Here is a 23,803-nt window from a genome sequence, read left to right as displayed (position 1 = left end):
CCTCCCGGGCCAGTACCTCAGAAGGCCACGGGGCAAACCCAGAGTAGCCGTGCATACTGAACGGCGTGGTCCTATCTCGTCGCTGGGCAGCATTCCTTTTGGTAGCCGGTGGGTGGAACTGGCTGATCTGGCCGCGCTTCGCCAAAGCGATTTGGGACGATCCACGCGCCTGGAGCGGCGACACGCCGACGTCGTTCCTCATCGTGCACGCCGTACTCATAGTGACGGCCCTCGTGATCGGCACCGTGATCGCGTTCCTCGGCGTGCAGGGCCTCCGGAAAACGCGGAAGCCCCGCCGTGAACACGAAGAGGCGGGGCTTCCGTCGTAAAGTGAACGTCAGACGCGGCGGAACAACAAGGCGCGCTTCACTTCCTGGATGGCCTTGGTGACCTCGATGCCGCGGGGGCACGCGTCAGTGCAGTTGAACGTCGTCCGGCAGCGCCAGACACCCTCGGCGTCGTTGAGGATCTCCAGCCGCTCCTCCGACCCCTCGTCACGCGAGTCGAAGATGAACCGGTGCGCGTTCACGATCGCGGCCGGTCCGAAGTACTGGCCGTCGTTCCAGAACACCGGGCACGAGCTGGTGCACGCCGCGCACAGGATGCACTTGGTCGTGTCGTCGAACCGGGCCCGGTCCTCCGCCGACTGCAGGCGCTCCTTCGTCGGCTCGTTGCCGTACGAGATCAGGAACGGCTGCACCGCGCGGTAGGCGGCGAAGAACGGCTCCATGTCGACGATCAGGTCCTTGAGGACCGGCAGGCCCTTGATGGGCTCGATCGTGACCTCTTCGCCGTCCTTGGTCAGGAGGTCCTTGAGCAGAACCTTGCACGCCAGTCGGTTGACGCCGTTGATGCGCATCGCGTCGGAACCGCAGATGCCGTGCGCGCACGACCGGCGGTACGTCAGCGTGCCGTCCGTATAACCCTTGACGTGCCCGAGCGAGTTGAGCAGCCGGTCGCCGGGGGTGACCGGAACCTCGTAGGTCTCCCAGTGCGGCTCGGCGTCGGTCTCCGGGTTGTACCGCCGGATCTTGAGGTTGACGGTACGGATGACCGTGCCCGAGACGGTCTTCTCGACCAGCTCTTCGTCGGTCGCTTCGCGGGTGATCTCCATCGTGGAAGCCATCAGTACTTGCGCTCCATCGGCTGGTAGCGGGTGACGACGACGGGCTTGGTGCCGAGCTTGATGTCACCGTTCGGCTGCCGGTACGCCATCGTGTGCTTCATGTAGTTCTCGTCGTCCCGGGTGGTGTAGTCCTCACGGGAGTGACCGCCGCGCGACTCCTTGCGGGCCTCCGCGCAGTAGACGAGCACCTCGGCCAGGTCGAGCAGGAAGCCGAGCTCGACGGCCTCCAGCAGGTCGGAGTTGTACCGCTGACCCTTGTCCATGACCGAGATCCGGGCGTAGCGCTCCTTGAGTCCGGCGATGTCGTCCAGCGCCTGCTTCAGCGAGCCCTCGGTGCGGTACACGGCCGCGTTGAGGTCCATCGTGTTCTGCAGTTCGCGGCGGATGTCGGCCACCCGCTCCTCGCCGGTGGAGCTCCGCAGGCCCTCGACGAGCTCGATGACGACCTTCTCCGGGTCGGCCGGCATCTCCACGTGCTCGTGCGCCAGCGCGTACTCGGCGGCCGAGATCCCGGCGCGGCGTCCGAACACGTTGATGTCGAGCAGCGAGTTCGTGCCCAGCCGGTTCGCGCCGTGCACCGACACGCAGGCCACCTCACCCGCGGCGTACAGGCCGGGGATGACGTGCTCGGAGTCGCGCAGCGCCTCACCGTGGATGTTGGTGGGGATGCCGCCCATCGCGTAGTGCGCGGTCGGGTACACCGGCACCGGGTCGGTGTAGGGCTCGACGCCCAGGTACGTCCGTGCGAACTCGGTGATGTCGGGCAGCTTGGCGTCCAGCTGCTCCGGCGGCAGGTGCGTGAGGTCGAGGTAGACGTAGTCCTTGTGCGGACCGGCGCCGCGTCCCTCGCGGACCTCGGTGGCCATCGCGCGGGCGACGATGTCGCGCGGCGCGAGGTCCTTGATCGTCGGCGCGTACCGCTCCATGAACCGCTCGCCGGCGTCGTTGCGCAGGATGCCGCCCTCGGCACGCGCGCCCTCGGTGAGCAGGATGCCCAGGCCGGCCAGGCCGGTCGGGTGGAACTGGTAGAACTCCATGTCCTCCAGCGGGAGGCCCTTGCGCCAGACGATGCCCATGCCGTCGCCGGTGAGCGTGTGCGCGTTCGACGTCGTCTTGAAGACCTTGCCGAAGCCACCGGTGGCGAACACGACCGCCTTGGCGTGGAAGACGTGGATCTCGCCGGTGGCGAGCTCGTACGCGACAGCGCCGGTGCAGACCGGACCATCGGGGGTCTCGGTCATCACGACGTCGAGGACGTAGAACTCGTTGTAGAACTCGATCCCGTGCTTGACGCACTGCTGGTAAAGCGTCTGCAGGATCATGTGGCCGGTGCGGTCGGCCGCGTAGCAGGCCCGGCGCACGGCGGCCTCGCCGTGGTTACGGGTGTGCCCGCCGAACCGACGCTGGTCGATACGGCCCTCGGGGGTGCGGTTGAACGGCAGCCCCATCTTCTCGAGGTCGAGGACCGCGTCGATGGCTTCCTTCGCCATGATCTCGGCGGCGTCCTGGTCGACCAGGTAGTCGCCGCCCTTGATCGTGTCGAAGGTGTGCCACTCCCAGTTGTCCTCCTCGACGTTGGCCAGCGCGGCACACATGCCGCCCTGCGCCGCGCCGGTGTGGGAGCGGGTGGGGTAGAGCTTGGTCAGGACGGCCGTGCGGCAACGCTGGCCGGATTCCAGTGCGGCGCGCATACCGGCACCGCCCGCCCCGACGATGACCGTGTCGTACCGGTGAAACTGCATGTCGGTCTCCTGGTCAGCTGAGGTTCGGGTCGAACGTGAAGATGACCAGCGTGCCGAGCGCGATGATCAGCGTCGTCGTCACGTAGAGCAGCATCTTCAGCCAGAACCGGGTGCCGTCGCGTTCGGCGTAGTCGTTGATGATCACGCGCAGGCCGTTGGTGCCGTGCAGCTGCGCGAGCCAGAGCAGCGCCAGGTCGAACACCTGCCAGAACGGGCTGGCGTACTTGCCGGCCACGAACGCGAAGCTGATCCGCTGCACACCGCCGTCGATGAACGCGTTGACGAACAGGTGCGTGAAGACCAGGACGACGAGCAGCAGGCCCGACAGGCGCATGAACACCCAGGCGTACATCTCGAAGTTCGTGCGGTTGGCCGCCCGCTGGCGGCGCGGGGAGCGGGGTGCCTCGATCTGAAGGCTCATTCTCAGCTCCCGAACACTTCGAGGAACGCGTGCTTGAGCAGGTAGTACGCGCTGGGCACCAGCAGGGCCACCCACAGCACGACGATCACCCGCAGCATCACGGCCTGGTACTTGGTGCCCTTCGACCAGAAGTCGACCAGCACGATCCGGATCCCGTTCAGGGCGTGGAACGCGATCGCGGCCGTCAGGCCGAGCTCCATCACGCTCATGATCGGGTGCTTGTACGACGCGATGACGTCGTTGTAGGCGTCCGGAGACACCCGGATCAGAGCGGTGTCGAGTACGTGGACGAAGAGGAAGAAGAAGATCAGGACGCCGGTCACCCGATGGGCGACCCACGACCACATCCCCTCACGACCCCGGTAGAGCGTGCCCGCCGGAAGGCGGCGGGCGGTGGGTGCGGCGCTGGGCATCCGACACACGCCTCCGTGGTGAAAGGTGGAGACCGGAAACAGTGTGCTGACTGCTCCCGGGCAGGCACGGCTGTGACAGGAATCAGACACACCCGCGTCTTCGCATGCTATTCCCAGGATCCGGACACCCCTATGAGGGTGTGATGTGTCAGACCAGGTGAGTGGCCACTCTCACATGGGATACACCCACCGAAACGATCAAGTTCAGGCGCACCGAATTCCCCGAAATCGACCGCTTGGTCGGGCAACTCTTGCCAGGTGACGCGAATGGAACATCTGTTTCATCAGGCGGTTACGTAACGCCCGTTAAGGTCCCGCTGCGGTGATCGCAGTTCAGTCACGTTCCGGTGACGACTGCCCGCTCCACTTCAATCCACGTCTACCTGCGCCTACGCTCCCTCTGTTCTGCACCTACGGATGCAGACCGGGGCCTTGTGCACAGGGGAAGGAGACTGTCTTGCGCTACCCGCGTGGGATGAAATTCGCGGCGATGGCCGCGGTCTTGGCTATGGCGCTCACCGCCTGCGGCGGGAGCGACGACGACGGTGACTCGACGAGCTCCGACTCGTCCGCCTCCGCCCAGACGCTGAAGATCGGGCTCGCCTACGACATCGGCGGGCGGGGCGACAAGTCCTTCAACGACGCCGCTGCGGCCGGCTTCGACAAGGCCGCCAAGGAGTTCAAGCTCGAGAACAAGGAGCTTGCAGCCAAGGACGGCGAGGTCGACGCCGACAAGGAGGCGCGGCTCAAGGAGCTCGCCGACGCCGGCTACAACACGATCGTCGCGGTCGGCTTCGCGTACGCGAACGCCCTGAAGGCCGTCGCGCCGGACTACCCGGACACCAAGTTCGAGATCATCGACGACAACAGCGTCACCGCCGAGAACGTGTCCTCGTACACGTTCAAGGAGAACGAGAGCGCGTTCCTCGTCGGTGCCCTCGCGGCGCTGGGCAGCAAGACCGGCACCGTGGGCTTCGTCGGCGGCGTCAACAACCCGCTGATCCAGAAGTTCGAGGCGGGCTTCAAGGCCGGCGCCGAGGCTGCCAAGCCGGGCACCAAGGTGCTCTCCACCTACATCTCGCAGCCGCCGGACTTCAGCGGCTTCGCTGCCCCCGACAAGGGCAAGGTGGCCGCCACCGGTCTCTACGAGCGGGGCGCGGACGTCATCTACGCCGCCGCCGGTCTGTCGAACAACGGTGTCTTCGAGGCGGCTGCGGCCGGCAAGAAGTGGGCCATCGGTACCGACTCCGACCAGTTCCAGACCGCGGCCGCCGCGGTGAAGCCGTACATCATCGGTTCCGCGCTCAAGGGCGTCGACACTGCTGTTTACGACTTCATCAAGTCGGTCGAGGGAGACCAGTTCAAGGCCGGTAACACCGTCCTGGGTCTCAAGGAGAACGGCGTCGGTTACGTCATCAACAACGAGCAGTTCAAGACGTACGCGACGCAGATCGACAAGTTCAAGGCCGACATCATCGCCGGCACGGTCACGGTGCCCGACAAGCTGTGATCTCCTCCCGGCCGGTCCCATCCCCGAATCGGGGGTGGGACCGGCCGGGTCATGTTTCGGCAACCCCGCACGACCCAGAACAGGAGACGGCCATCTCCGAGACGCCCGCCCCCGCCGTCGAATTGCGTGGCATCACCAAGCGCTTTCCCGGCGTCGTCGCCAACTCCGACGTCAACCTCTCGGCGAACCGCGGTGAAGTGCACGCGATCGTCGGGGAGAACGGCGCCGGCAAGTCGACGCTGATGAAGACCCTGTACGGCCTGCACAAGCCCGACGAGGGCGAGATCGTGATCGACGGGACGCCGATCACGTTCTCCTCACCGTCGGATGCGATCAAGGCCGGCGTCGGCATGGTGCACCAGCACTTCATGCTGGCCGACAACCTCACCGTGCTCGAGAACATCGTGCTCGGCAGCGAGCCCACCCGGTTCGGTTTCCTCGACCGGCGGCGCGCCCGCACGAAGGTGCAAGAGCTCGCGGCGTCGTACCACCTCGACGTCGACCCGGACGCGCTCGTCGAGGAGCTCGGCGTCGGGGACCGGCAGCGCGTCGAGATCCTCAAGGTGCTCTACCGCGGCGCCCGGATCCTCATCCTCGACGAGCCGACCGCCGTGCTCGTGCCGCAGGAGGTCGACGAGCTGTTCGGCAACCTCCGCGAGCTCAAGGCCGAGGGCCTGACGGTGCTGTTCATCTCCCACAAGCTCGACGAGGTGCGTGCGGTCGCCGACCGGATCACTGTCATCCGCCGCGGCACCACCGTCCGCACCGTCCTCCCGACCGAGGTCACCGCACGCGACCTGGCCCAGCTCATGGTCGGCAGCGAGCTACCCGAGCCGGAACTGCGCGGGTCCACCGTCACCGATCGGCCCGTGTTGACCACGGAGAAGCTGACCGTGCTGACCGCTACCGGTCGTCCCGTCGTCGACGGCGTCGACCTCACGCTGCACGCCGGCGAGGTCGTCGGACTGGCCGGCGTCGAGGGCAACGGCCAGGCCGAACTGGTCGAGGCGATCATGGGCATGCGTGAGTCCACCGGTGTGGTGCGGCTCGGCGAGCAGGACATCAGCGCCTGGGGCACCCGCCAGCGCCGCGAGGCCGGCATCGGCTACATCCCGGAGGACCGGCACCGCCACGGCCTGCTGCTGGACGCGCCGCTCTGGGAGAACCGCATCCTTGGCCACCAGACGCAGAAGCCGAACGCCCGCGGGCCGTTCGTCGACCGCAAGGGCGCCCGGGACGACACCGAGCGCATCGTCCGCGAGTACGACGTCCGCACGCCCAGCGTCGACGTCACGGCCTCGTCGCTCTCCGGCGGTAACCAGCAGAAGCTGATCATCGGCCGGGAGATGAGCCACGAGCCGAAAGCGCTGATCGCGGCCCACCCCACCCGCGGCGTCGACGTCGGCGCCCAGGCGGCGATCTGGGACGAGTTGCGCCGGGCCCGCGCCGCCGGACTCGCGACGCTCCTGATCTCCGCCGACCTCGACGAACTGATCGGTATGTCCGACACCCTCTACGTGATCCTGCGCGGGCGCATCGTCGCCCAGGTCGACCCCCACAACGTGACGCCCGAGGAACTCGGTGCGGCGATGACCGGAGCGGGAGAAGCGGCATGACCCTCGCGTTGCGGCTGCGCCGCATCGGGCTGGTGCTGGCTGCGCCGGTCCTCGCGCTGGTGCTGGCCTCGCTGCTGGTCACCGTGCTGCTGATCGCGCTCGGCAAGGAGCCGGGCGTCGTCCTGGACGCGATGGTGCAGTCGGGCAAGCGGCCCGCGAACATCGTCGACATCGTCAACCGGGCGACGTTCCTGTACATCGCTGCGCTCGCGGTCGCGATCGGGTTCCGGATGAACCTGTTCAACATCGGCGTCGACGGCCAGTACCGCCTGGCGGCGTTCCTGGCCGCCGCGGTGGGTGGCGCGGTCGCGCTGCCCGGGCCGCTGCACATCGGCCTGATCCTGATCGTCGGCATGGCGGTCGGCGCGGCGTGGGCCGGTATCGCAGCCGTCCTCAAGGTGACGCGGGGCGTCAGCGAGGTGCTCTCGACGATCATGTTGAACGCGATCGCCACCGCGGTGATCGCATTCCTGCTGCGTGACGGCATCCTCGGCGTGCTGTCCGGCGGCGGTAACGACGTCGGCACCAAGCCGATCCCGGAGTCGGGCTGGTTCCCGTCGCTCGACCCGGTCGCGCGACCGATCATCGAGGCGCTGAGCAGCTCCGGGCTGCTCGACTCCGACACGGTGCGCAACCCCAAACTGCCGGCCTCCAAGGAGGTCTACGGCTTCCTGATCGTCGCGATCCTGCTCGGGGTCCTGTACGCGATCCTGGTCGACCGCACGCGGTTCGGGTTCGACCTGCGGGCGACGGGGTCGTCGCCGAGCGCGGCGGTGGCCAGCGGTGTGAGCACGAAGAAGATGATCCTGATCAGCATGCTGCTCTCCGGCGCGGTCGCCGGCCTGATCGGCATGCCCGAGCTGCTCGAAGGTCGCGGGCACAACTACTCGCTGAACTTCCCCAGCGGGATCGGGTTCACCGGTATCGCGGTGGCGCTGCTCGGGCGCAACAACCCGATCGGGATGGGGTTGGCCGCGCTGCTGTGGGGCTGGGTCGACGTCACGACCCGGTCGCTGGCGATCCTGGATCCGCCGAACGACACGTCGGACAAGGTCGCGTCGATCGTGCAGGCGCTGATCGTGTTCTGCGTCGTCATCGCGTACGTCGTGGTCAACCGCTGGACCAAGGCGCAGGAAGCGCGCCAGGTGGCCCGCCAACTGGCCTCCGGCCAAGACCTCTCGACCGAGTCCCCGGAGCCGGCGGCGGTCGGCGCACCTCCAACCGCGGAGCGCTTGGACAAGTCTTCGGACAAGCCTGATGACGAGCGGGAGGAGGGGCGATGAGTCTCATCGATGCGGGGACCGCTCCGGCGCCGGCGGAGCCGGGGCGGACGTCCCGGGTGAGCCGGGTACGGCTCTACTACGTCCTGGCCGCGGTCGTGATCGCGTTCTTCGTCGTCCGGGCGCTGCTGGGCGCCGACGACCTCACGTCAGCGGGTGCGATCCGCGCCGCACTGCAGCTCGCGGTGCCGATCGGCCTGGCCGGCCTCGGTGGTGTGTGGACCGAGCGCGCGGGCGTCACGAACATCGGCCTCGAAGGCATGCTCATCGTCGGCACGCTGTTCGGCGCCTGGGCCGGCTACCAGTGGGGGCCGTGGAGCGGCGTCGTGGTCGGCCTGATCGCCGGCGCCGTCGTCGGCGCCCTGCACGCGATCGCCACCGTCGTGTTCGCGGTCGACCAGATCGTCTCCGGCGTCGCGATCAACATCCTCGCGCTCGGCGTCGGCGGCGTCCTGGGCAAGGTGTTCTTCGAAGGCAAACCGGAAGCCAGCGAGCGGCAGTCGCCGCCGATCGACCAGATGGGCACCTGGTCGATCCCCGGCATCGACGGCCCGCTCGGCACGCTCGAGGGCAAGCACTGGGTGATTCTGTCGGACCTCGCGGGCATCCTGCGGGGCGTGTTCGTCGGACTCTCACCCCTCACCGTGCTCGCGATCGCCCTGGTGCCGCTGAGCTGGCTGATCCTGTGGCGCACCAGCTTCGGCCTGCGCCTGCGCTCCTGCGGCGAGAACCCCACCGCGGCCGAGACGCTCGGCGTCAACGTCTACCGCACGAAGTTCCTCGCGGTCGTGATCTCCGGTGCGTTCGCCGGCCTCGGTGGCGTCTACCTGGTGACGGTCTCCAGCGGCACGTACCTGGAGGGCCAGACCGGTGGGCGCGGCTTCATCGGCCTCGCCGCGATGATCTTCGGCAACTGGACGCCCGGCGGCACGTTCGCCGGCGCGCTCCTGTTCGGCTACACCGACGCGCTGCGTCTGCGGTCGGACAACTCGTCGGTGCCGGCGCTGCTCGCGTTCGCCGCTGTCGCGCTCATCTACCTGGCGATCCGTCAGATGTGGCGGATCTACCAGACCGACGGGCCGAGCGGCCTGGTGCGCCGGCTCTCGCCCAGCGCCGTCTGGCTCGTGGCCGTCGGCGTGTTCGCGGGTTTCGTCGCGCTGGGAGTGTCGGCCGCCGACGGGTGGGGCACGACCGGCATCGTGACGCTCGGCATCCTCGTCGCAGGTGCGATCGGGTACCTCGGCGTCCGGTTGGGTCGGAGCACCGAAGCCGGCCCGCTGACGCTCTATCTACCGACCGCGGTGGTGCTCGGCGTCCTGACGCTGACCGGGTTCGAAGTGCCCAACCAGTTCGTCGGCGTCACACCGAACATCGCCACGCTGCTCGTGCTGGCGTTCGCCACCCAGCGCCTGCGCATGCCCGCCGCCGACGGCCTGCCGTACAGACGTGGTGAGGGCTCATGACGATCGACTGGGACAGGCTGCGGGCGGAGGCCACGGCCGCGATGGAGAAGGCGTATGCGCCGTACTCCAAGTTCCCGGTCGGCGTCGCCGGGCTGGTCGACGACGGGCGCATCGTCGTCGGGTGCAACGTGGAGAACGCGTCGTACGGGCTCGGGCTGTGCGCCGAGTGCGGCATGGTGTCGGCGCTGGCGGCCACCGGTGGGGGCCGTCTGGTCGCGGTGGCGTGCGTCGACCGGTCCGGTAACCGGTTGATGCCGTGCGGGCGGTGCCGCCAGCTCCTGTGGGAGTTCGGCGGCCCGGACTGCCTGCTCGACACGGTGTCGGGCGTCAAACCGATGCGTGAGGTTCTGCCCGACGCGTTCGGGCCGGAGGACCTCGTGACCCGGTGAACGCCGTCTAGACGTGGCGTGACACTCCTGGGCTGAAATCGGGCGACAACTCGCGCGTACGATCGTGGGTCGGGTACGTGAGCGGAGGTAGGCGTGCACTTCACGGCAGTCGATGTGATTCGGGCGAAGCGCGACGGCGCGGCCCTCACCGATGCTCAGATCGACTGGGTGGTCGACGCCTACACCCACGGACGGGTCGCCGAGGAGCAGATGGCGGCGCTCGCGATGGCGATCCTGCTGCGCGGGATGGAGCGGCGTGAGATCGCCCGCTGGACCGCGGCGATGATCGACAGCGGCGAGCAGATGGATCTGAGCGCCGTTCCGCGCCCCACCGTCGACAAGCACTCCACCGGGGGCGTCGGCGACAAGATCACGCTGCCGCTGGCCCCACTGGTGGCCGCGTGCGGTGCGGCGGTACCGCAGCTGTCGGGCCGCGGGCTCGGCCACACCGGTGGCACGCTCGACAAGCTCGAGTCGATCCCGGGGTGGCGGGCCCGGTTGAGCACGGCGGAGTACCTGGCGCAGCTGGAGTCCGTCGGCGCCGTGGTCTGCGCCGCGAACGACACGCTCGCGCCGGCCGACCGGAAGCTGTACGCGCTGCGTGACGTCACCGGCACCGTCGAGTCGATTCCGCTGATCGCGTCGTCGATCATGAGCAAGAAGCTCGCCGAAGGTGCGTCGGCGCTCGTACTCGACGTCAAGGTGGGTACCGGCGCTTTCATGAAGACCGAAGCGCAGGCCCGTGAGCTGGCCGAGACGATGGTCGCGATCGGCACGGACCGCGGGGTGAAGACCGTCGCGCTGTTGACCGCGATGAACACGCCGCTCGGTTACGCGGTCGGGCACGCCGTCGAGGTCGAGGAGAGCGTCGCGGTGCTGGCCGGGGGTGGGCCGGCCGACGTCATCGAGCTCACGATCGCGCTGGCCCGCGAGATGGTGGCCGCGGCGGGGTTGGACGTCGACCCGGCCGAGGTGCTGGCGTCGGGCAAGGCGATGGACGTGTGGCGCGCGATGATCAGCGCGCAGGGCGGCGATCCGTCCGCGCCGCTGCCGACCGCGCCGGTCACCGAGGTCGTACGGGCCGAGCAGGCCGGGGTCGTGACCCGGTTGGACGCGTTCGCGGTGGGCGTCGCGGCGTGGCGGTTGGGTGCCGGGCGTGCGCGCAAGGAGGACGCCGTCTCGGCGTCGGCGGGGATCCTGCTGCACCGCCGGGAGGGTGACACGGTTGCCGCCGGCGACCCGATCCTGGAACTGCGCACCGAGGACGCCGATCGGATCCCGGCTGCGTTGGATGCGCTCTCGGGTGGTCTGGTCGTGGGCCCGGCGGGCACCGCCGTGCAGACCGGGCCGCTCGTGCTCGGCCGGATCGGCGGTTGAGCCGTGCCCCCGCGCCGCCCCGGACGGGGGTGACCATGGCGAACGATCCCGACCCGGACGTCGGCCTGGTCTCCCCACCCGATCTCGCGCCTCCGCCGCCGGCGGCGGGGAGCGAGCGTCCCGGCCCGCGACCGCCGATCGCGGGCGCCCCCGCGACGCCCGGCCCCGCGAAGCCGGGTTCTGCGGTGCCGGGTTCTGCGGTGCCGGGTTCTGCGGTGCCGGGTTCTGCGGTGCCGGGTTCTGTGGTGCCGGGTTCTGCGGTGCCGGGCTCTGGGGTGCCGGGCGTTGCGGCGCCGATCGTCGCGCCGCCGGTGGCGGCGCCTCTGCTCACGGAAGGGGCGCGGGGGCGGGCCGCGGCGCGGCGCCGGGCCGGGGGCGAGCCGGAGCCGGCGCCCGAGGAGGGGCAGGCGACGCCCGCGCCCGACCCGGTGATGATCCGGAACGGGACGCTGGCCGACCTGGCCGAACTCGGCTTCCCGCCACCGCCCGACGGATATCCGCTCGTCTGGGAGCCCGGCGACGCGGTCGCGTTGCGCCCGACCGCCGAGATCCTCGGACGGTGCGCGGTACTGAACGCGGTCCTCGCCGGCGTTTTCGGCGCCCCGGGCGAGCTCACCTGCGGCTGGCTGGAGCGCAACGGCCTGGTCGACGACGTCACCGAACCGGAGTGGGCGTTCCTGTCCGAGCGCAAGGGCTCCGGCGACCTCTACGGGCTGCACGTCGAAGCGCTCTGGGCCTTCGCCTGGGTGCTCGGCGTGGGGGAGGACCTCGACCCCGGTCGGTACTGCGGCGAGGGCCTGGCGGCCTGGCTGCCCGACATCGGGTCCGGCGAACCGTTCGCGGAGTGGCAGCGGCGGGCAGGCGTGCGCCCACGGCCGGCCGCGGAGGTGGCGGCTCTGCTGGACCTGCACTACTGCCTCGACTGGGGCCACGTCCAGGCACTCATGAACGACGAGCCCTCACCCGGCGTGACGCTACCCTACGTGATCGGCCAGCGACGGTGGGCGCTGGAATGGGCCGTGACGTTCCGCGGCCCCTACCATCAGGCCCCGCCACGCTGGGATGAGGTTGATCTGGCCAGTTGAAAACCCTCCGAAGTGTGACCTTGCCTCTCTAGAGTGGCAAAGCGGTGCGGGATGCTCCTGGGGACCTCGTGCCGGAAGTTGACGGAGGGATACGAACAGTGACGCGCCACGCGTTCCTGGCCATGCTCGCCGCTAGCGCGCTCCTCCTGAGCGCCTGCGGCGACCGCTCCGCCGCCGACAGCGAGAGCACCGCGTCGCCGACGAGCAACGACGACACACTCAGCTCCAGCCTGGTCGCCTACGACGGCGTCCCGATCGGCGGTCGGTTCCTCGACGCCGACAACGGTGCGCTCGTCCGTGCGCACTGCGCCGCGGACAGCTGTACCTACCAGTTGCTGCGCACCTCCGACGGCGGGCAGAGCTGGGACGTGTCCACTGTGCCCGGCGAGCCGGTGACGAGCACCCCGCTCGACGACGCCTACGCCGTGGTGCTACCCGGCGGCCAGGTCGTCACCGAGATCCAGGTCGACGAGTCCCGCCCGCCGCGGCGCACGACCGACGGCAAGAAGTGGCCGACCTACGGCGCCCAGCCGCTCGGCGTCACCAGCGTGGTGCCGGACAACTCTGCGCTGGTCGGCTGGTGCTCGCTCGACGTCGACTGCGCCGAGCCGTTCCTGCGGGTGATCGGTCCGAACGGGAGCTCGAAGTCGTTCGGCCCGCCACCGCCGCAGATCACCGAGACGATCAGCGCGTCGCGGGTGTCGGAGGGGGCGCTCTGGATCCAGGGCCGGGACGGCGTCGGCCGTGTCGTGCTTGCGGTGAGCCGGGACAGCGGCAAGCACTGGACGATCAACCGGGTACCAGCGCCGTCCTCGTCCTCGGTGGACATCGCGGGCGCCGGCGAGCTGGCGTGGGCGCTGTCGCTCGCCGATCCGGACGCGTCGGGGGGAACCGGGGGTACGGCACCGTCCGAGGCCGGCCGGACGACCCGCCAGTCGCTGCTCTACAGCACCAACTCCGGTGGGTCGTTCGACAGCGTCAAACTGCCGGAGGAGTACCGCTCCAACACCGGCAGTGGCGTCGGTGTCACGGACGCCGGCAACGCGGTGATCGCGTCCGACGGGCGGGTAGCCGTGGTGTCGCCCAGCGGCCAGCTCACGCCGGTGAACGACGTGAGCGGCGCTGTCTACGACCTCGGCTCCCAGGTGCTCGTCTACGGCCCCAAGGGCAGCTGGGTGAGCCGGGACGGCGAGACGTGGTCGGCGTTGCCGAAGGGCTAGCTCCAGGGCGGGAGTTCTACGGAGCCGGAGATCGTCAGCGACGGTGCGGCCAGGCCCACCCGGCCTAGGAGCCAGGCCAGGAGCGCCGGCTCCGGCCCGTCGATCGACGCGACGATCTCGCCGGATCCGAACCGGCTCGGCCCCACCTGCACGGCTTTGCCGACGGGCAGCCGGTTCGGTAGCTTCGCCAGCTCGTGCGGCAGGTGGCAGGCGACGAACTCCTCCGGCCAGGACTCGATCGTGTAGACGTCGAGCCCGAGATCGACGTGGTGGATCTCCACCTCGCGCCAGCGGCCCCATGCGCACCGGGACGCCGGGAACGCCCCGGTGGGGAACTGCACCTGACGTCCCCACGTGGGAGCGGTCATCCGGGCGAACGCGTGCACCACCGCGATGTTGGACGAGTACACCTCGTCCGCGAGTTCGTCGGCGGTGCTCTGCGCGCCGAGTTCGATCTCGGCGTCGCGGACCGCCGGGCCGCCCGGGTAGGCCTGCGCCGGCCGGTGGGTCAGGACGCCGTCGATGAGGCGGACGATCGCCTCGGCGCTCCGGGCCACGTGCGCGATGACGTGCCCTCGCGTCCACCCGGGGAGCACCGACGGCTCCCGGATCTCGGCGTCGGTGAGCGCGCTGAGCGTGTTGGCGAGCCGGTCCTGTGCCAGGGGGACGTTCGCGACGGCGGCGGGGAGGTCGTACGTCGACGTTGTCACCCGGCACATCCTGCCCTGGGTGGGACTCTCCGTGCAGGACCGTTAACCCGATTCGCGCCGAACGGTCGAACTCGTGGGTCGACTGACGAGTCGACCCACGAGCTCAGGGCCCTACTTGGTGGAGGCCAGCTCCGGTTCCGGAGTGGACACCGGCTCGGGAGTCGACGGTGCTTCCTTCAGGCCGAACCGGTCGTACACCTTCTTCAGTGGACGAGGCGCCCACCAGTTCGCCCGTCCGAGCAGCGTCATCGTGGCCGGCACCAGCAGGCACCGGACGATGGTCGCGTCGACCAGCACCGCCACCACCAGACCGAAACCGATCTGCTCGACGGTGCCGATGTCACCCAGCACGAAGCAGGAGAACACGATGACCATCGCGATCGCCGCCGACGTGATGATCCGGCCGGTGCGCTGCAGCCCGGTCCGCACCGCGGCGTCGTTCGACATGCCCTTGTCGTACTCCTCCTTCACCCGGGCCAGGAGGAACGTCTCGTAGTCCATCGACAGCCCGAACGCGAAGACGAAGATCACCATCAGCACCGCGGGGTCGAGGCCGGGGTTGACGAGCAGGTCCAGCGGGCCGGCGCCCCAGCCCCACTTGAACGCCGCGACCATCGCGCCGAACGTGGCACCCATCGACACCAGGTTCATCAGCAGCGCCTTGATCGGCACGACCACGGATCCGGTCATCAGGAACAGCAGCAGGAACATCGCCACCGCGATGACCCCGGCGGCCAGCGGCAGGTCCCGCTTGTAGAGCGTCAACTCGTCGTGGAAGAACGCGGCCTGGCCGGTCACCCACGACTCACCGCCGTCCGGGCGGTCGGCACGCAGTCGTTCCACGAGCTCGCGGGCCTGCGAACCGTTGGCGTCGCCCTTGACGTCGATCGAGACGACGGACGTACCGGGGCGGACCTGCTCCGCCTTGCCGATGCGGCTGATCTCCCGGTCGTCGGCGAAGCCGGCGGCCCACCGGTCGAGTGCCGCGGCGTCCGTCCGGGCCACCACCGAGATCGCGGGCGCCTCCTGGCGGCCGAACCGGTTGTCCAGCGTGTCGAGCACCCGACGGGACTCGATCGACGTCGGGATCTCGCCGATGCCCGGCGAGCTGATCGTCGTGGACAGCACCGGGACCGCGGCGACGAGCAGCACCGCGAGCGAACCGATCAGGACGAGCACCGGACGACGCTGGACGCCCCGGGCGATGCCGGCGAACAGGCCGCGGTCCGGGTTCGCGGGGCGGCCCTTGCGGAACCGCTTGGTGCCCGCCGGCGTGATCCGGCGGCCGACCAGCCGCAGCAGGGCGGGGATCAGCGTGATCGCGGTGAGCATCGTGACCAGCGCGATCGAGATGCCGGCCGCGCCGATCGCCTGCAGGAACGGCATCTGGACGACGACCAGACCGGCGAACGACGCCATGACCGTGAGCGCCGAGAACGCGACGGTGCGACCGGCCGTCGCGCCGGCCCGGGCGACCGCCTCCTCGCGGAGCGAAGCCGGCAGGATCGGCTTGCCGACCCGCACCTTCTTGGGCGTCAGGCCCGGCCCCGCAGCGGCCACCAGAGTGGCCAGTTCCTCGCGGTACCGGGAGACGACCAGCAGGCCGTAGTCGATCGAGAGCCCGAGTCCGAGCAGCGTGACGACGGTGACGGTGTCACTGCCCAACCCGACGAACTTCGAGAAGCCCCACAGCGTCACCATCGCGGTCGCCACCGACGCGACGGCGCCGAGCACCGGCAGACCGGCGGCGATGAAACCGCCGAACACGAGCACCATGAACAGCAGCGTCAGCGGCAGCGAGACCATCTCGGCCGTGGACAGGTCCTTCTGCACCTGGGCGTTGATCTCGCGCCCGAGCAGCTGGTCGCCGCCGAGCTCGATCTGCGCGCCCGGAAGATCGATCGCGTCGAGCCGCTTCTGCGCCGCCTCGACCGACTTGTCCTCGACGTCGTCGGCCAGGTCCTTCTCGTAGTGGACGACGACCATCAGCGCGCGCTTGTCCTGGGAGATCAGCGCGGGCCCGGCCGAGTAGGGGGTGTCGACCCGGACGATCCCGGGCTCGCTCTTCAGGTCGGTCGCTGCCGACTCGACAGCGGTCCTGGTCGCCGCGGCGGCGGGATCGACCCGGTCGACGACGGCGATCACCGAGCCGCCCTCGGTCTGCGCCTCCTCGAGGACGTCCTCACCGGTGATCGACTCGAACTCGACGTCGTTCGACTTCTTGTCCAGGGAGTCGAACACGGGGCCGGCGGCGAAGACGCCACCGACGATCGCAATCAGCCATACAGCCACCACCAACAGGCGGTGCCGGAAACAGAATCGGCTCAACCGACCGAACATCCGAGTACCCCTCCGAACGCCCGCACCCCCGTCGGGCGCGTTGACGGGGCTCACCCTCTCGGAGTAGCCGGGTTGCGGGCATCAGGTACGGCCCCGGATCTAACCCTTAGTCGACCCCCTAATACCTGGGTATCAGTCGGGCGGAACGCCTCCGGGGCGTAGTGCGGGCACTGGGATAGCCTCTGCGGGCATGAGTGATCCGTTGGCCTACCCCGACATCGTTCGGGCCCCGAAGGTTCTGTTGCACGATCACCTCGACGGCGGGCTCCGGCCACGCACCGTCGTCGAGTTGGCTGCCGAGACCGGTTACCGCGATCTGCCCACCACCGACGTCGACGAGCTCGGCGAGTGGTTTCGCGTCCAGGCCGACTCCGGTTCCCTGGTGCAGTACCTGGAGACCTTCCGTCACACCGTCGGCGTCATGCAGACGAAGGACGCGCTGAGCCGCGTCGCCGCCGAATGCGCCTACGACCTGGCCCTCGACGGCGTGGTCTACGCCGAGGTGCGGTTCGCACCGGAGTTGCACATCGAGCAGGGGCTGGCGCTCACCGAGGTCGTCGACAGCGTTCTGCACGGCTTCGAGGCCGGTGCGGCCCAGGCCGCGGCCGAGGGGCACTCGATCCGGATGGGCACGCTGCTCACCGCGATGCGCCACGCCGCGCGCTCCCGCGAGATCGCGGAACTGGCCGTCGCGTACCGGGACGCCGGGGTCGCCGGCTTCGACATCGCCGGCGCCGAAGCCGGTTTCCCACCCACCCGCCACCTCGACGCGTTCCAGTACATCAAGCGGGAGAACGGGCACTTCACGATCCACGCCGGTGAGGCGTTCGGCCTGCCGAGCATCTGGGAGGCGCTGCAGTGGTGCGGTGCCGACCGGCTGGGGCACGGCGTCCGGATCGTGGACGACATCGAGACCGGTGATTCCGACCTCGACGGGGTCGACCCCCGGGACGGCGTCGCCCGGCTGGGGCGCCTGGCGGCGTACGTCCGCGACAAGCGCATCCCGCTGGAGATGTGCCCGTCGTCGAACATCCAGACCGGCGCGGCGACCTCGATCGCCGAGCACCCGATCGGGCTCCTGCGCGACCTGCGGTTCCGGGTCACGGTGAACACCGACAACCGGCTGATGAGCGATACGTCGATGTCGAAGGAGTTCGCGCTGCTGTCCGAGGCGTTCGGCTACGGCTGGGCCGACCTGCGCTGGTTCACCGTCAACGCGATGAAGAGCGCGTTCCTGCCGTTCGACGAGCGTCTGCGGCTGATCGAGGACGTGATCAAGCCGGGGTACGAGAAGCTCCTGTGACCACTGCTCCGACCGGTGTCGCCCGCCGGGCCGCGGTACGGGTGTGGGGTGCGGTTCTCTGGCTCACCGTGGCGGGGCTGGCGGTGTGGCTGCTCGTCCGTGCCGTGGGGTACGACCACCGGACGCCGTTCGCCCAGCTGGTGTCGTTCACGCCGTACGTCGCCCTGTTCTCGCTGTTGCCGTTGGTTCTTGCGCTTCTGAGTCGGCGCTGGAAGGTGTCGGTGGCCGCCGGGGTGGTGGTGCTCGCGTTCGGGGCGTTCGTCGTGCCGCGGGCGATCCCGTCCGGTGCACCGTCCGACGGGGCCCGGCTGCGGGTGATGGCGTTCAACACGAAGATCGGCGCCGGCTCCGTACCCGAGCTGGCGACGCTGATCCGGCGGGAGAAGCCGGACGTGTTGACCGTGCAGGAGCTGACGCCCGAGTGGGCGGCCGAGTTCGCGGCGCTGCGGCTGTTCCCGTACTCGGCGCTGCGGGCGTTGCCCGGGGCCTCGGGTACGGGGATCTGGGCCCGCTACCCGCTGACCGACAACCGCACCGTCGACCCGAAGTCCGGGTTCGATCAGACGGTCGCGCGGCTGCAGGTCTCGGACGAGCGGGTGTACGAGGTCGTGAGCGCACACCCGCGTCCGCCGATCTTCCAGGCCGCGGAATTCGGATCACCGTCCCGCTGGGTCGGGGACATCTCGCGGCTGCCTGCGGCGTCCACGTCCGGTCCGGTGCGGGTGCTGGCCGGAGACTTCAACGCCTCGCTGGACCATTCGCCGTTCCGGGAGCTGGTCGGTACCGGGTACGTGGACGCCGCGGCCGAGGTCGGCAAGGGTCTCGTGCCGACCTGGCCGATGAACGCGAACAAAGCGCCGCCGGTGACGCTCGACCACGTGCTGGTCGATTCGCGTGCCGACGCGTCGAGGTTCGACGCCTACACGATCGCGGGCTCCGACCACCGCGCGATCGTCGCGGACCTGGTCATTCGCTAGGGGTCATTCGCTAGGGGTCATTCGCTAGGGGTCATTCGCTAGGGGTCATTCGCTCGGGGTCACTCGCTCGGGATCATGAACCAGGCGATCAGGTAGATCAGGAACTGGGGACCCGGGAGCAGACAGGAGACCACGAAGAGCAGGCGGACGGTGCTCGAGGAAAGGCCGAAGCGTCGGCCGATGGCCGAGCAGACACCGGCGATCCACCGGTCGTTGCGCGGGCGGGCGAGGCGACGGCCGTAGGACACCGAGGACATGGTTGGCACCTTTCTCAGGAATTCGGCGGGGCGTGTTGCCCTGCCGATATCAACTGTGATGCCCAGCCGGTACCGAAAACGTCCCCCGCGAGAGCTAACTTCGGGTCCGGGGGATCCCGGGTTGCGACCCCTACTTACTGTTCAAAGATTCCGAACACGTTCCCGGCGGGGTCGCGGAACCTCGCGGTGACCTCCGGGGGTTCCCCGCCGACCGGCTGGATCAGCTCACCCCCGTGCTGCACGAGCGACGTGATCGTCTTCTCGACGTCGTCGACCATGATGTAGATCAGCAACCCGGGCTCGGACGCCGGCGGCCTGCCGGTCACCCAGACGCCACTGACCTCGCCCACCGCGTCGTCGAAAGCCAGCGCACCGTCACCCCGCCGACGTAACGCCCACCCGAAGACGCGGCTGTAGAAGTCGGCTGACTGCCGCACGTCGACGGCCGGGATCTCGAGATAGGCGAGCTTGCCGTTGGCCAAAGTGGGCATCGCTGCTCCGTAACCGTCGTTTTCGGACCCGACACCCGTAAGTGTGCCCTTTTACCACGCGGTGTCGCCCGTGAGTCCCATGAAGCGCCGTGAAATCCATGGCTCCTCGGCTGACTCACGTACGGAATGGAGCCTCGGCTCAAGTGTCAGTCGATATCGGTGGGTCAGTCGTGCCACTCGACCGACGACGAGATGCGGCCGATGACGCTGCGCCAGGCGAGCGCGGCCTGTTCGGAGCCGATCCGCTTGAGCTTGCGGCGGGCGAAGAAGCCCTTGGCGCGGAGTGCCTCGTCGAGGTCGTCGAGCGGGGAGCCGGGGGCGAGGCTGTTGTCGACCTCGGTGAGGTCGAGGGCGTAGGCCAGGTCGCGCGCGAGTTCGCCGGCGCCGACGATCAGGTCGCGTTCCCAGACGTCGCGGCCGCCGCGGAGGTTCTCGACGACGAGGTCGAGCTCGTAGCGGTCCTCGTCGTCGGGGACGACGAGGTCGGGGGTGAGGGTCTCGACCAGCTCGGCCCAGTTCTCGCCGGTGGCGAGGTCGTGGTCGGTGGAGGACTTCACGAAGGCGACCAGTGAGGCGGCGTCGCGGAAGAGGTGGAGGGTGCCGTTGGTCGCGAGGAAGACGGCTTCCTCTTCGCCGGCGGCGAGGCGGGCGCGACCGGGTTCGGTCTCGTCCTCGTCGTCGTCCGCTGGCTCGTCGTCCGAGTCGTCCTCGTACTCGCGGTTGAAGCGCTCGGCGAGGGCCTCGTCGCTGTACTTGGCTCCGCGCCGCCCCCGCGCCGTCCGGTTCTCGCCGCCCTCGTCGTCGTCTTCGTCGTCCGCTGCCGCGGCCGCGCGACGGCGGGACGCGTCATCCGCGTCCTCGTCGTCCGCGTCGGCGGCTGCGCGGGACGCGTCGTCCGCGTCAGCGGCGCGGAGGGACGCGTCGTCGTCGTCTTCGTCGTCCGCTGCGGCGGCCGCGCGACGGCGGGACGCGTCGTCGGCGTCCGCGTCTGCGGCGGGGAGGGACTCGTCGTCCTCGTCGGTGGCGAGGGCCGACTCGTCGAGGTCGTCTTCGACGACCTCTTCCTCGACGACGCGGTACTCACGCAGCGTCAGCCCGACACCACCGCGCGGCAGCGCGATCTCGACGGGGTCGATACCGAGCCCGGCCCAGTACTCGGCCACGCTCTCCGAGCGTTCGCCCTCGACCTCGTCAGCCTCGTCGGAGGAGTCCTCCTCGGGGGCCTCGGCATCGTCGATCAGCTCGTCCTCGAGCGGCTCGACGTCTTCCGGGTGCCTGCCCGCCACAGCTCCTCCTGAGAAAGACCTATTGTCGGTCCCCACCTTAGGGCCGCCGGGCAGACGAGTGGCGGGCGCCACCCCCGCGTCTCACCCGTTGCCGTTGTCGACGTCCACCTGCGGCCGGTCGTCGTCCCACCACGCCGTGATGAGCGTCGATCTCGCAGCCGACTCGAACGAGATGCTCACGCGGGTCGCGCTTTCCTGCTGAACCTTCGGGGCGTACCCCGTTTCGGCAAGTGTGTCGATAACGAGCACTTTGTTGCTGTTCCACTGGATCTTGGCCCAGCCACCATCGGTCGGCACCGTGCTCGTGTAATTCACCAATCCGTCGGCGTCCTCCCACCGCTGCGGCACCGGCGTAGGTTCGTTGCTGGTGGAAACCGTGGGGGACGGGGCTTGCGTGACACCCGCCGCGGGCGGAGGTCTGGTCGCTCTCGGTGACGCACTTTTTAAATCCGACACCGAGAGTAGTTTCGACCGTTCTGGTACGGCTGCATAAAGGACGAGTCGAACGCCAAACCACGAAACGGTCACTGCTAAGGCGGTAGTACCGAGCCACAGCAAGGTGAGCCGTACCGCACGAGGCATACCGTCCATCCTTTCATCGGGCTACCGTGCCGGACATGCCGACCGTGTTGCTCGTCGAGGACGACCCCACGATCCGTAGTGCCCTTGTACGTTCTCTGTCAAAGGCGGGCCACGTGGTCCGTGCTGTGGGAACCGCGTTGGACGCACTGCGTGAAGTCACTTCTGCGCGTCCCGACGTAGTAATCCTCGACCTAGGACTACCCGATTTGGACGGAGCAGACGCTTTACGCATGTTGCGTGGCGTTTGTGATGTTCCAGTGGTGGTTGCGACCGCCCGTGACAACGAGCGGGAAATCGTTCGCCTGCTGAACTCCGGCGCCGACGACTACCTCGTCAAGCCGTTCTCGTTCGAGCACCTGACCGCGCGCATGACCGCGGTGCTCCGGCGCAGCAGTCCGGGCGAGGTGCGACGTGACCCGACGCTCACCGTCGGCGGCCTACGGATCGATCTGAACCGCCGGGAAGCCGTCCTCGACGGCGCCCCGCTCGACCTCGCCCGCCGCGAGTTCGACCTCCTCGCCTACCTCGCGGCCCGGCCCGGCACCGTGGTGAGCCGGCGTGAGCTCGTGGAGGCGGTGTGGCGCCAGCCGGCGGTCGGTGGTGACCAGACGATCGATGTTCACCTGTCCTGGTTACGCCGCAAGCTGGGAGAGACTGCGGCAGCCCCGCGGTACCTCCGGACGGTTCGCGGGGTAGGTGTGAAGCTCGTGGATCCCACGACATGACGTCGGGCAACCGATGAGGCGGGCCCTTGCGCTGGTCGCGCTCGCGACCACGGCGATGGTCTCGTTGGCCTTCGTCGTGCCCTTGTTGCTGGTGGTGCACCAGATCGCCCGGGAACGGGCGATCAGCGACGCGCAGCGTCAAGCGAACCAGGCCGTCTCGCTGCTGGCCGCGACGAACGACGTCAAGGTCATCGAGGACGCGATCAGCACGATCCCGGCCTACAACCAGGACGGCCTGGCGATCTACCTGCCCAACGGCCAGACGCCGGTGATCGGCACCACGCGTGCCAAGCCCACCGACATCAAGCTGGTGCGCAGCAGCGCGGACGAGTCGCTCACGGCGGACGTCGACGGCGGCGTCGTCTACCTGCAATCGACGTCGATGTCGTCCGGGGACCAGCTCGCGGTCATCGAGGTGTTCGTGCCCTCGGACACGCTGTCGCGGGGGGTCGCCGGTGCGTCCGCTGCGCTCATCGCGGTGGCGCTGGGACTGGTCATCGGTTCGGTGGTGGTCGCCGATCGGCTGGCCGCGAAAGTCGTCGGCGCGACCCGCAACCTCGCGGCGGTCGCCCGTGCGTTCGGCGACGGCAACCTGGACGCCCGGGTGGAGCCCTCGGGTCCGCGGGAGCTGTCCGAGGCGGGGGCGTCGTTCAACACGATGGCCGACCGTGTCGTCGCGACGCTCGACGCGGAGCGCGAACTGGCCGCTGACCTCTCGCACCGCCTGCGCACCCCGCTGACCGCGCTGCGACTGGACGCCGAGGCCCTCGACGACGGCGTGGACGCGGCCCGCATCCGCGACGCCGTCGCCACGCTCGAGCGTGAGGTCGACGTCATCATCCAGACCGCGCGCCGACCGCTGTCCGAGCGCGGGCCGGAGTGGTGCGACCTGGCCGAGGTGGTCTCCGAGCGCGTCGAGTTCTGGGGCGCGCTCGCGGAGGACGAGCACCGCGACTGCCGGCTGGCCGGGGTGGGGCGGCGGGTGCCGGTCTCGGTGTCGCGCACCGAGCTGGTGTCGTGCGTCGACGTGCTGCTGGGCAACGTGTTCCGGCACACCGCGCCGGGCGTCGCGTTCGCGGTGAGCGTGCTCGTGCTGCGCGGTCCGGTGGCCGCGCTCGTCATCGAGGACGCGGGCACCGGCATCCGGCACCCCCGGATGGCCGTGCGGCGCGGGAACAGCGGCGGCGGGTCGACCGGGCTCGGGCTCGACATCGTCCGAAAGGTCGCCGAAACGGCGGGTGGATCGATTCGAATCGACACGAGTCCGATGGGCGGCGCGCGAATTCGGGTCGATCTCGCGATGCTCGATCCGACGGTCTTTCGAAAGATGGCGCGTGGGGACGGGGCGATGCCGGATCGTGATGATTCCGATCGGGCGTGGTCTGATGTGCCTCATGGGGCTGGTGATTACCGGCCGCTGCATCGCGCTGTCGGGGCGTTGCGAGCAATGCGGAAGACGCGGGTTAACTCGCGTTCAGACAGACCTTAAC

At 69.3% G+C, this 23,803-nt stretch carries 23 protein-coding genes; 13 read left to right on the top strand and 10 right to left on the bottom strand.

All coding sequences use genetic code 11. The features are described 5' to 3' along the window. Positions 1-65 precede the first annotated feature (65 nt). Positions 66-329, top strand: a complete 264-nt coding sequence (locus tag ACGFY5_RS32645) for an SCO4848 family membrane protein (RefSeq protein ID WP_392725988.1) — start codon at positions 66-68, stop codon at positions 327-329. A gap of 8 nt (positions 330-337) precedes the next feature. Here ACGFY5_RS32645 and ACGFY5_RS32640 read toward each other — a convergent pair whose 3' ends face one another. Genes ACGFY5_RS32640 through sdhC form a run of 4 tightly spaced genes read right to left on the bottom strand, consistent with a single transcriptional unit; the run spans position 338 to position 3,702 of the window. Next, positions 338-1,126: a succinate dehydrogenase iron-sulfur subunit gene (locus ACGFY5_RS32640; protein WP_392725986.1), complete on the bottom strand. Its 789-nt coding sequence runs from the start codon at positions 1,124-1,126 to the stop codon at positions 338-340. After that, positions 1,126-2,868: a succinate dehydrogenase flavoprotein subunit gene (sdhA, locus tag ACGFY5_RS32635; RefSeq protein ID WP_392725984.1), complete on the bottom strand. Its 1,743-nt coding sequence runs from the start codon at positions 2,866-2,868 to the stop codon at positions 1,126-1,128. Before sdhA ends, ACGFY5_RS32640 begins: the two co-directional genes overlap by 1 nt. A 13-nt stretch (positions 2,869-2,881) precedes the next feature. Continuing rightward, positions 2,882-3,289, bottom strand: coding sequence for a succinate dehydrogenase hydrophobic membrane anchor subunit (locus ACGFY5_RS32630; RefSeq protein ID WP_392725983.1), 408 nt, complete (start codon positions 3,287-3,289; stop codon positions 2,882-2,884). A 2-nt stretch (positions 3,290-3,291) separates the two neighbouring features. After that, positions 3,292-3,702, bottom strand: coding sequence for a succinate dehydrogenase, cytochrome b556 subunit (gene sdhC, locus ACGFY5_RS32625; protein WP_392725981.1), 411 nt, complete (start codon positions 3,700-3,702; stop codon positions 3,292-3,294). A gap of 457 nt (positions 3,703-4,159) precedes the next feature. Between sdhC and ACGFY5_RS32620 the strand changes: the two genes are divergently transcribed. From ACGFY5_RS32620 to ACGFY5_RS32585, 8 genes are all read left to right on the top strand, one after another. Continuing rightward, a complete protein-coding gene (locus ACGFY5_RS32620; protein WP_392725979.1) occupies positions 4,160-5,212 on the top strand; it encodes a BMP family protein in 1,053 nt (350 codons plus the stop codon). 92 nt (positions 5,213-5,304) lie between these two features. Further along, a complete protein-coding gene (locus ACGFY5_RS32615) occupies positions 5,305-6,828 on the top strand; it encodes an ABC transporter ATP-binding protein (protein WP_392726377.1) in 1,524 nt (507 codons plus the stop codon). After that, positions 6,825-8,111: an ABC transporter permease gene (locus tag ACGFY5_RS32610; RefSeq protein ID WP_392725976.1), complete on the top strand. Its 1,287-nt coding sequence runs from the start codon at positions 6,825-6,827 to the stop codon at positions 8,109-8,111. Before ACGFY5_RS32615 ends, ACGFY5_RS32610 begins: the two co-directional genes overlap by 4 nt. After that, entirely contained in the window at positions 8,108-9,571 is a 1,464-nt protein-coding gene (locus tag ACGFY5_RS32605; protein ID WP_392725974.1) for an ABC transporter permease, read from the top strand. Before ACGFY5_RS32610 ends, ACGFY5_RS32605 begins: the two co-directional genes overlap by 4 nt. Next, positions 9,568-9,960, top strand: a complete 393-nt coding sequence (locus ACGFY5_RS32600) for a cytidine deaminase (protein ID WP_392725971.1) — start codon at positions 9,568-9,570, stop codon at positions 9,958-9,960. Before ACGFY5_RS32605 ends, ACGFY5_RS32600 begins: the two co-directional genes overlap by 4 nt. 93 nt (positions 9,961-10,053) lie before the next feature. Then, on the top strand, positions 10,054-11,337 hold the full coding sequence (locus ACGFY5_RS32595; RefSeq protein ID WP_392725968.1) for a thymidine phosphorylase: 1,284 nt from the start codon (positions 10,054-10,056) through the stop codon (positions 11,335-11,337). Between the two features lie 35 nt (positions 11,338-11,372). Further along, the gene (locus ACGFY5_RS32590) at positions 11,373-12,422 is read left to right on the top strand and encodes a DUF4272 domain-containing protein (protein WP_392725966.1); all 1,050 of its coding nucleotides are present in this window, start codon (positions 11,373-11,375) and stop codon (positions 12,420-12,422) included. Positions 12,423-12,520: 98 nt separating this feature from the next. Beyond that, entirely contained in the window at positions 12,521-13,642 is a 1,122-nt protein-coding gene (locus ACGFY5_RS32585) for a hypothetical protein (RefSeq protein WP_392725963.1), read from the top strand. Here ACGFY5_RS32585 and ACGFY5_RS32580 read toward each other — a convergent pair. Both ACGFY5_RS32580 and ACGFY5_RS32575 read right to left on the bottom strand, forming a co-directional pair. Next, the gene (locus ACGFY5_RS32580) at positions 13,639-14,352 is read right to left on the bottom strand and encodes a maleylpyruvate isomerase family mycothiol-dependent enzyme (protein ID WP_392725960.1); all 714 of its coding nucleotides are present in this window, start codon (positions 14,350-14,352) and stop codon (positions 13,639-13,641) included. The two genes, ACGFY5_RS32585 and ACGFY5_RS32580, sit on opposite strands and share 4 nt — an antisense overlap. Before the next feature lie 111 nt (positions 14,353-14,463). Further along, positions 14,464-16,647 (bottom strand): MMPL family transporter, encoded by a 2,184-nt coding sequence (locus ACGFY5_RS32575; protein ID WP_392725958.1) that lies wholly within the window; start codon positions 16,645-16,647, stop codon positions 14,464-14,466. Positions 16,648-16,882: 235 nt separating this feature from the next. Here ACGFY5_RS32575 and ACGFY5_RS32570 point away from each other — a divergent pair, with 235 nt between their 5' ends. Further along, positions 16,883-17,995: an adenosine deaminase gene (locus tag ACGFY5_RS32570; protein ID WP_392725955.1), complete on the top strand. Its 1,113-nt coding sequence runs from the start codon at positions 16,883-16,885 to the stop codon at positions 17,993-17,995. After that, on the top strand, positions 17,992-18,972 hold the full coding sequence (locus tag ACGFY5_RS32565) for an endonuclease/exonuclease/phosphatase family protein (RefSeq protein ID WP_392725952.1): 981 nt from the start codon (positions 17,992-17,994) through the stop codon (positions 18,970-18,972). Before ACGFY5_RS32570 ends, ACGFY5_RS32565 begins: the two co-directional genes overlap by 4 nt. 59 nt (positions 18,973-19,031) lie before the next feature. Here ACGFY5_RS32565 and ACGFY5_RS32560 read toward each other — a convergent pair whose 3' ends face one another. From ACGFY5_RS32560 to ACGFY5_RS32545, 4 genes are all read right to left on the bottom strand, one after another. Then, complete coding sequence (locus ACGFY5_RS32560) at positions 19,032-19,229, bottom strand: PspC domain-containing protein (RefSeq protein WP_392725949.1); 198 nt, start codon at positions 19,227-19,229, stop codon at positions 19,032-19,034. A gap of 134 nt (positions 19,230-19,363) precedes the next feature. Beyond that, positions 19,364-19,720 (bottom strand): VOC family protein, encoded by a 357-nt coding sequence (locus ACGFY5_RS32555; RefSeq protein WP_035858245.1) that lies wholly within the window; start codon positions 19,718-19,720, stop codon positions 19,364-19,366. A gap of 164 nt (positions 19,721-19,884) precedes the next feature. Then, a complete protein-coding gene (locus tag ACGFY5_RS32550) occupies positions 19,885-21,006 on the bottom strand; it encodes a DNA primase (protein WP_392725947.1) in 1,122 nt (373 codons plus the stop codon). A gap of 81 nt (positions 21,007-21,087) precedes the next feature. Then, on the bottom strand, positions 21,088-21,354 hold the full coding sequence (locus ACGFY5_RS32545) for a hypothetical protein (RefSeq protein ID WP_392725944.1): 267 nt from the start codon (positions 21,352-21,354) through the stop codon (positions 21,088-21,090). A 269-nt stretch (positions 21,355-21,623) separates the two neighbouring features. Between ACGFY5_RS32545 and ACGFY5_RS32540 the strand changes: the two genes are divergently transcribed. Both ACGFY5_RS32540 and ACGFY5_RS32535 read left to right on the top strand, forming a co-directional pair. After that, the gene (locus ACGFY5_RS32540; protein ID WP_035869599.1) at positions 21,624-22,313 is read left to right on the top strand and encodes a response regulator transcription factor; all 690 of its coding nucleotides are present in this window, start codon (positions 21,624-21,626) and stop codon (positions 22,311-22,313) included. 13 nt (positions 22,314-22,326) lie between these two features. Further along, entirely contained in the window at positions 22,327-23,802 is a 1,476-nt protein-coding gene (locus tag ACGFY5_RS32535; protein WP_392725941.1) for an ATP-binding protein, read from the top strand. Position 23,803 lies beyond the last annotated feature (1 nt).

It is taken from the genome of Cryptosporangium sp. NPDC048952, assembly GCF_043197895.1.
GTDB lineage: Bacteria > Actinomycetota > Actinomycetes > Mycobacteriales > Cryptosporangiaceae > Cryptosporangium.
This window is presented reverse-complemented; position numbering and strand designations above follow the sequence as displayed.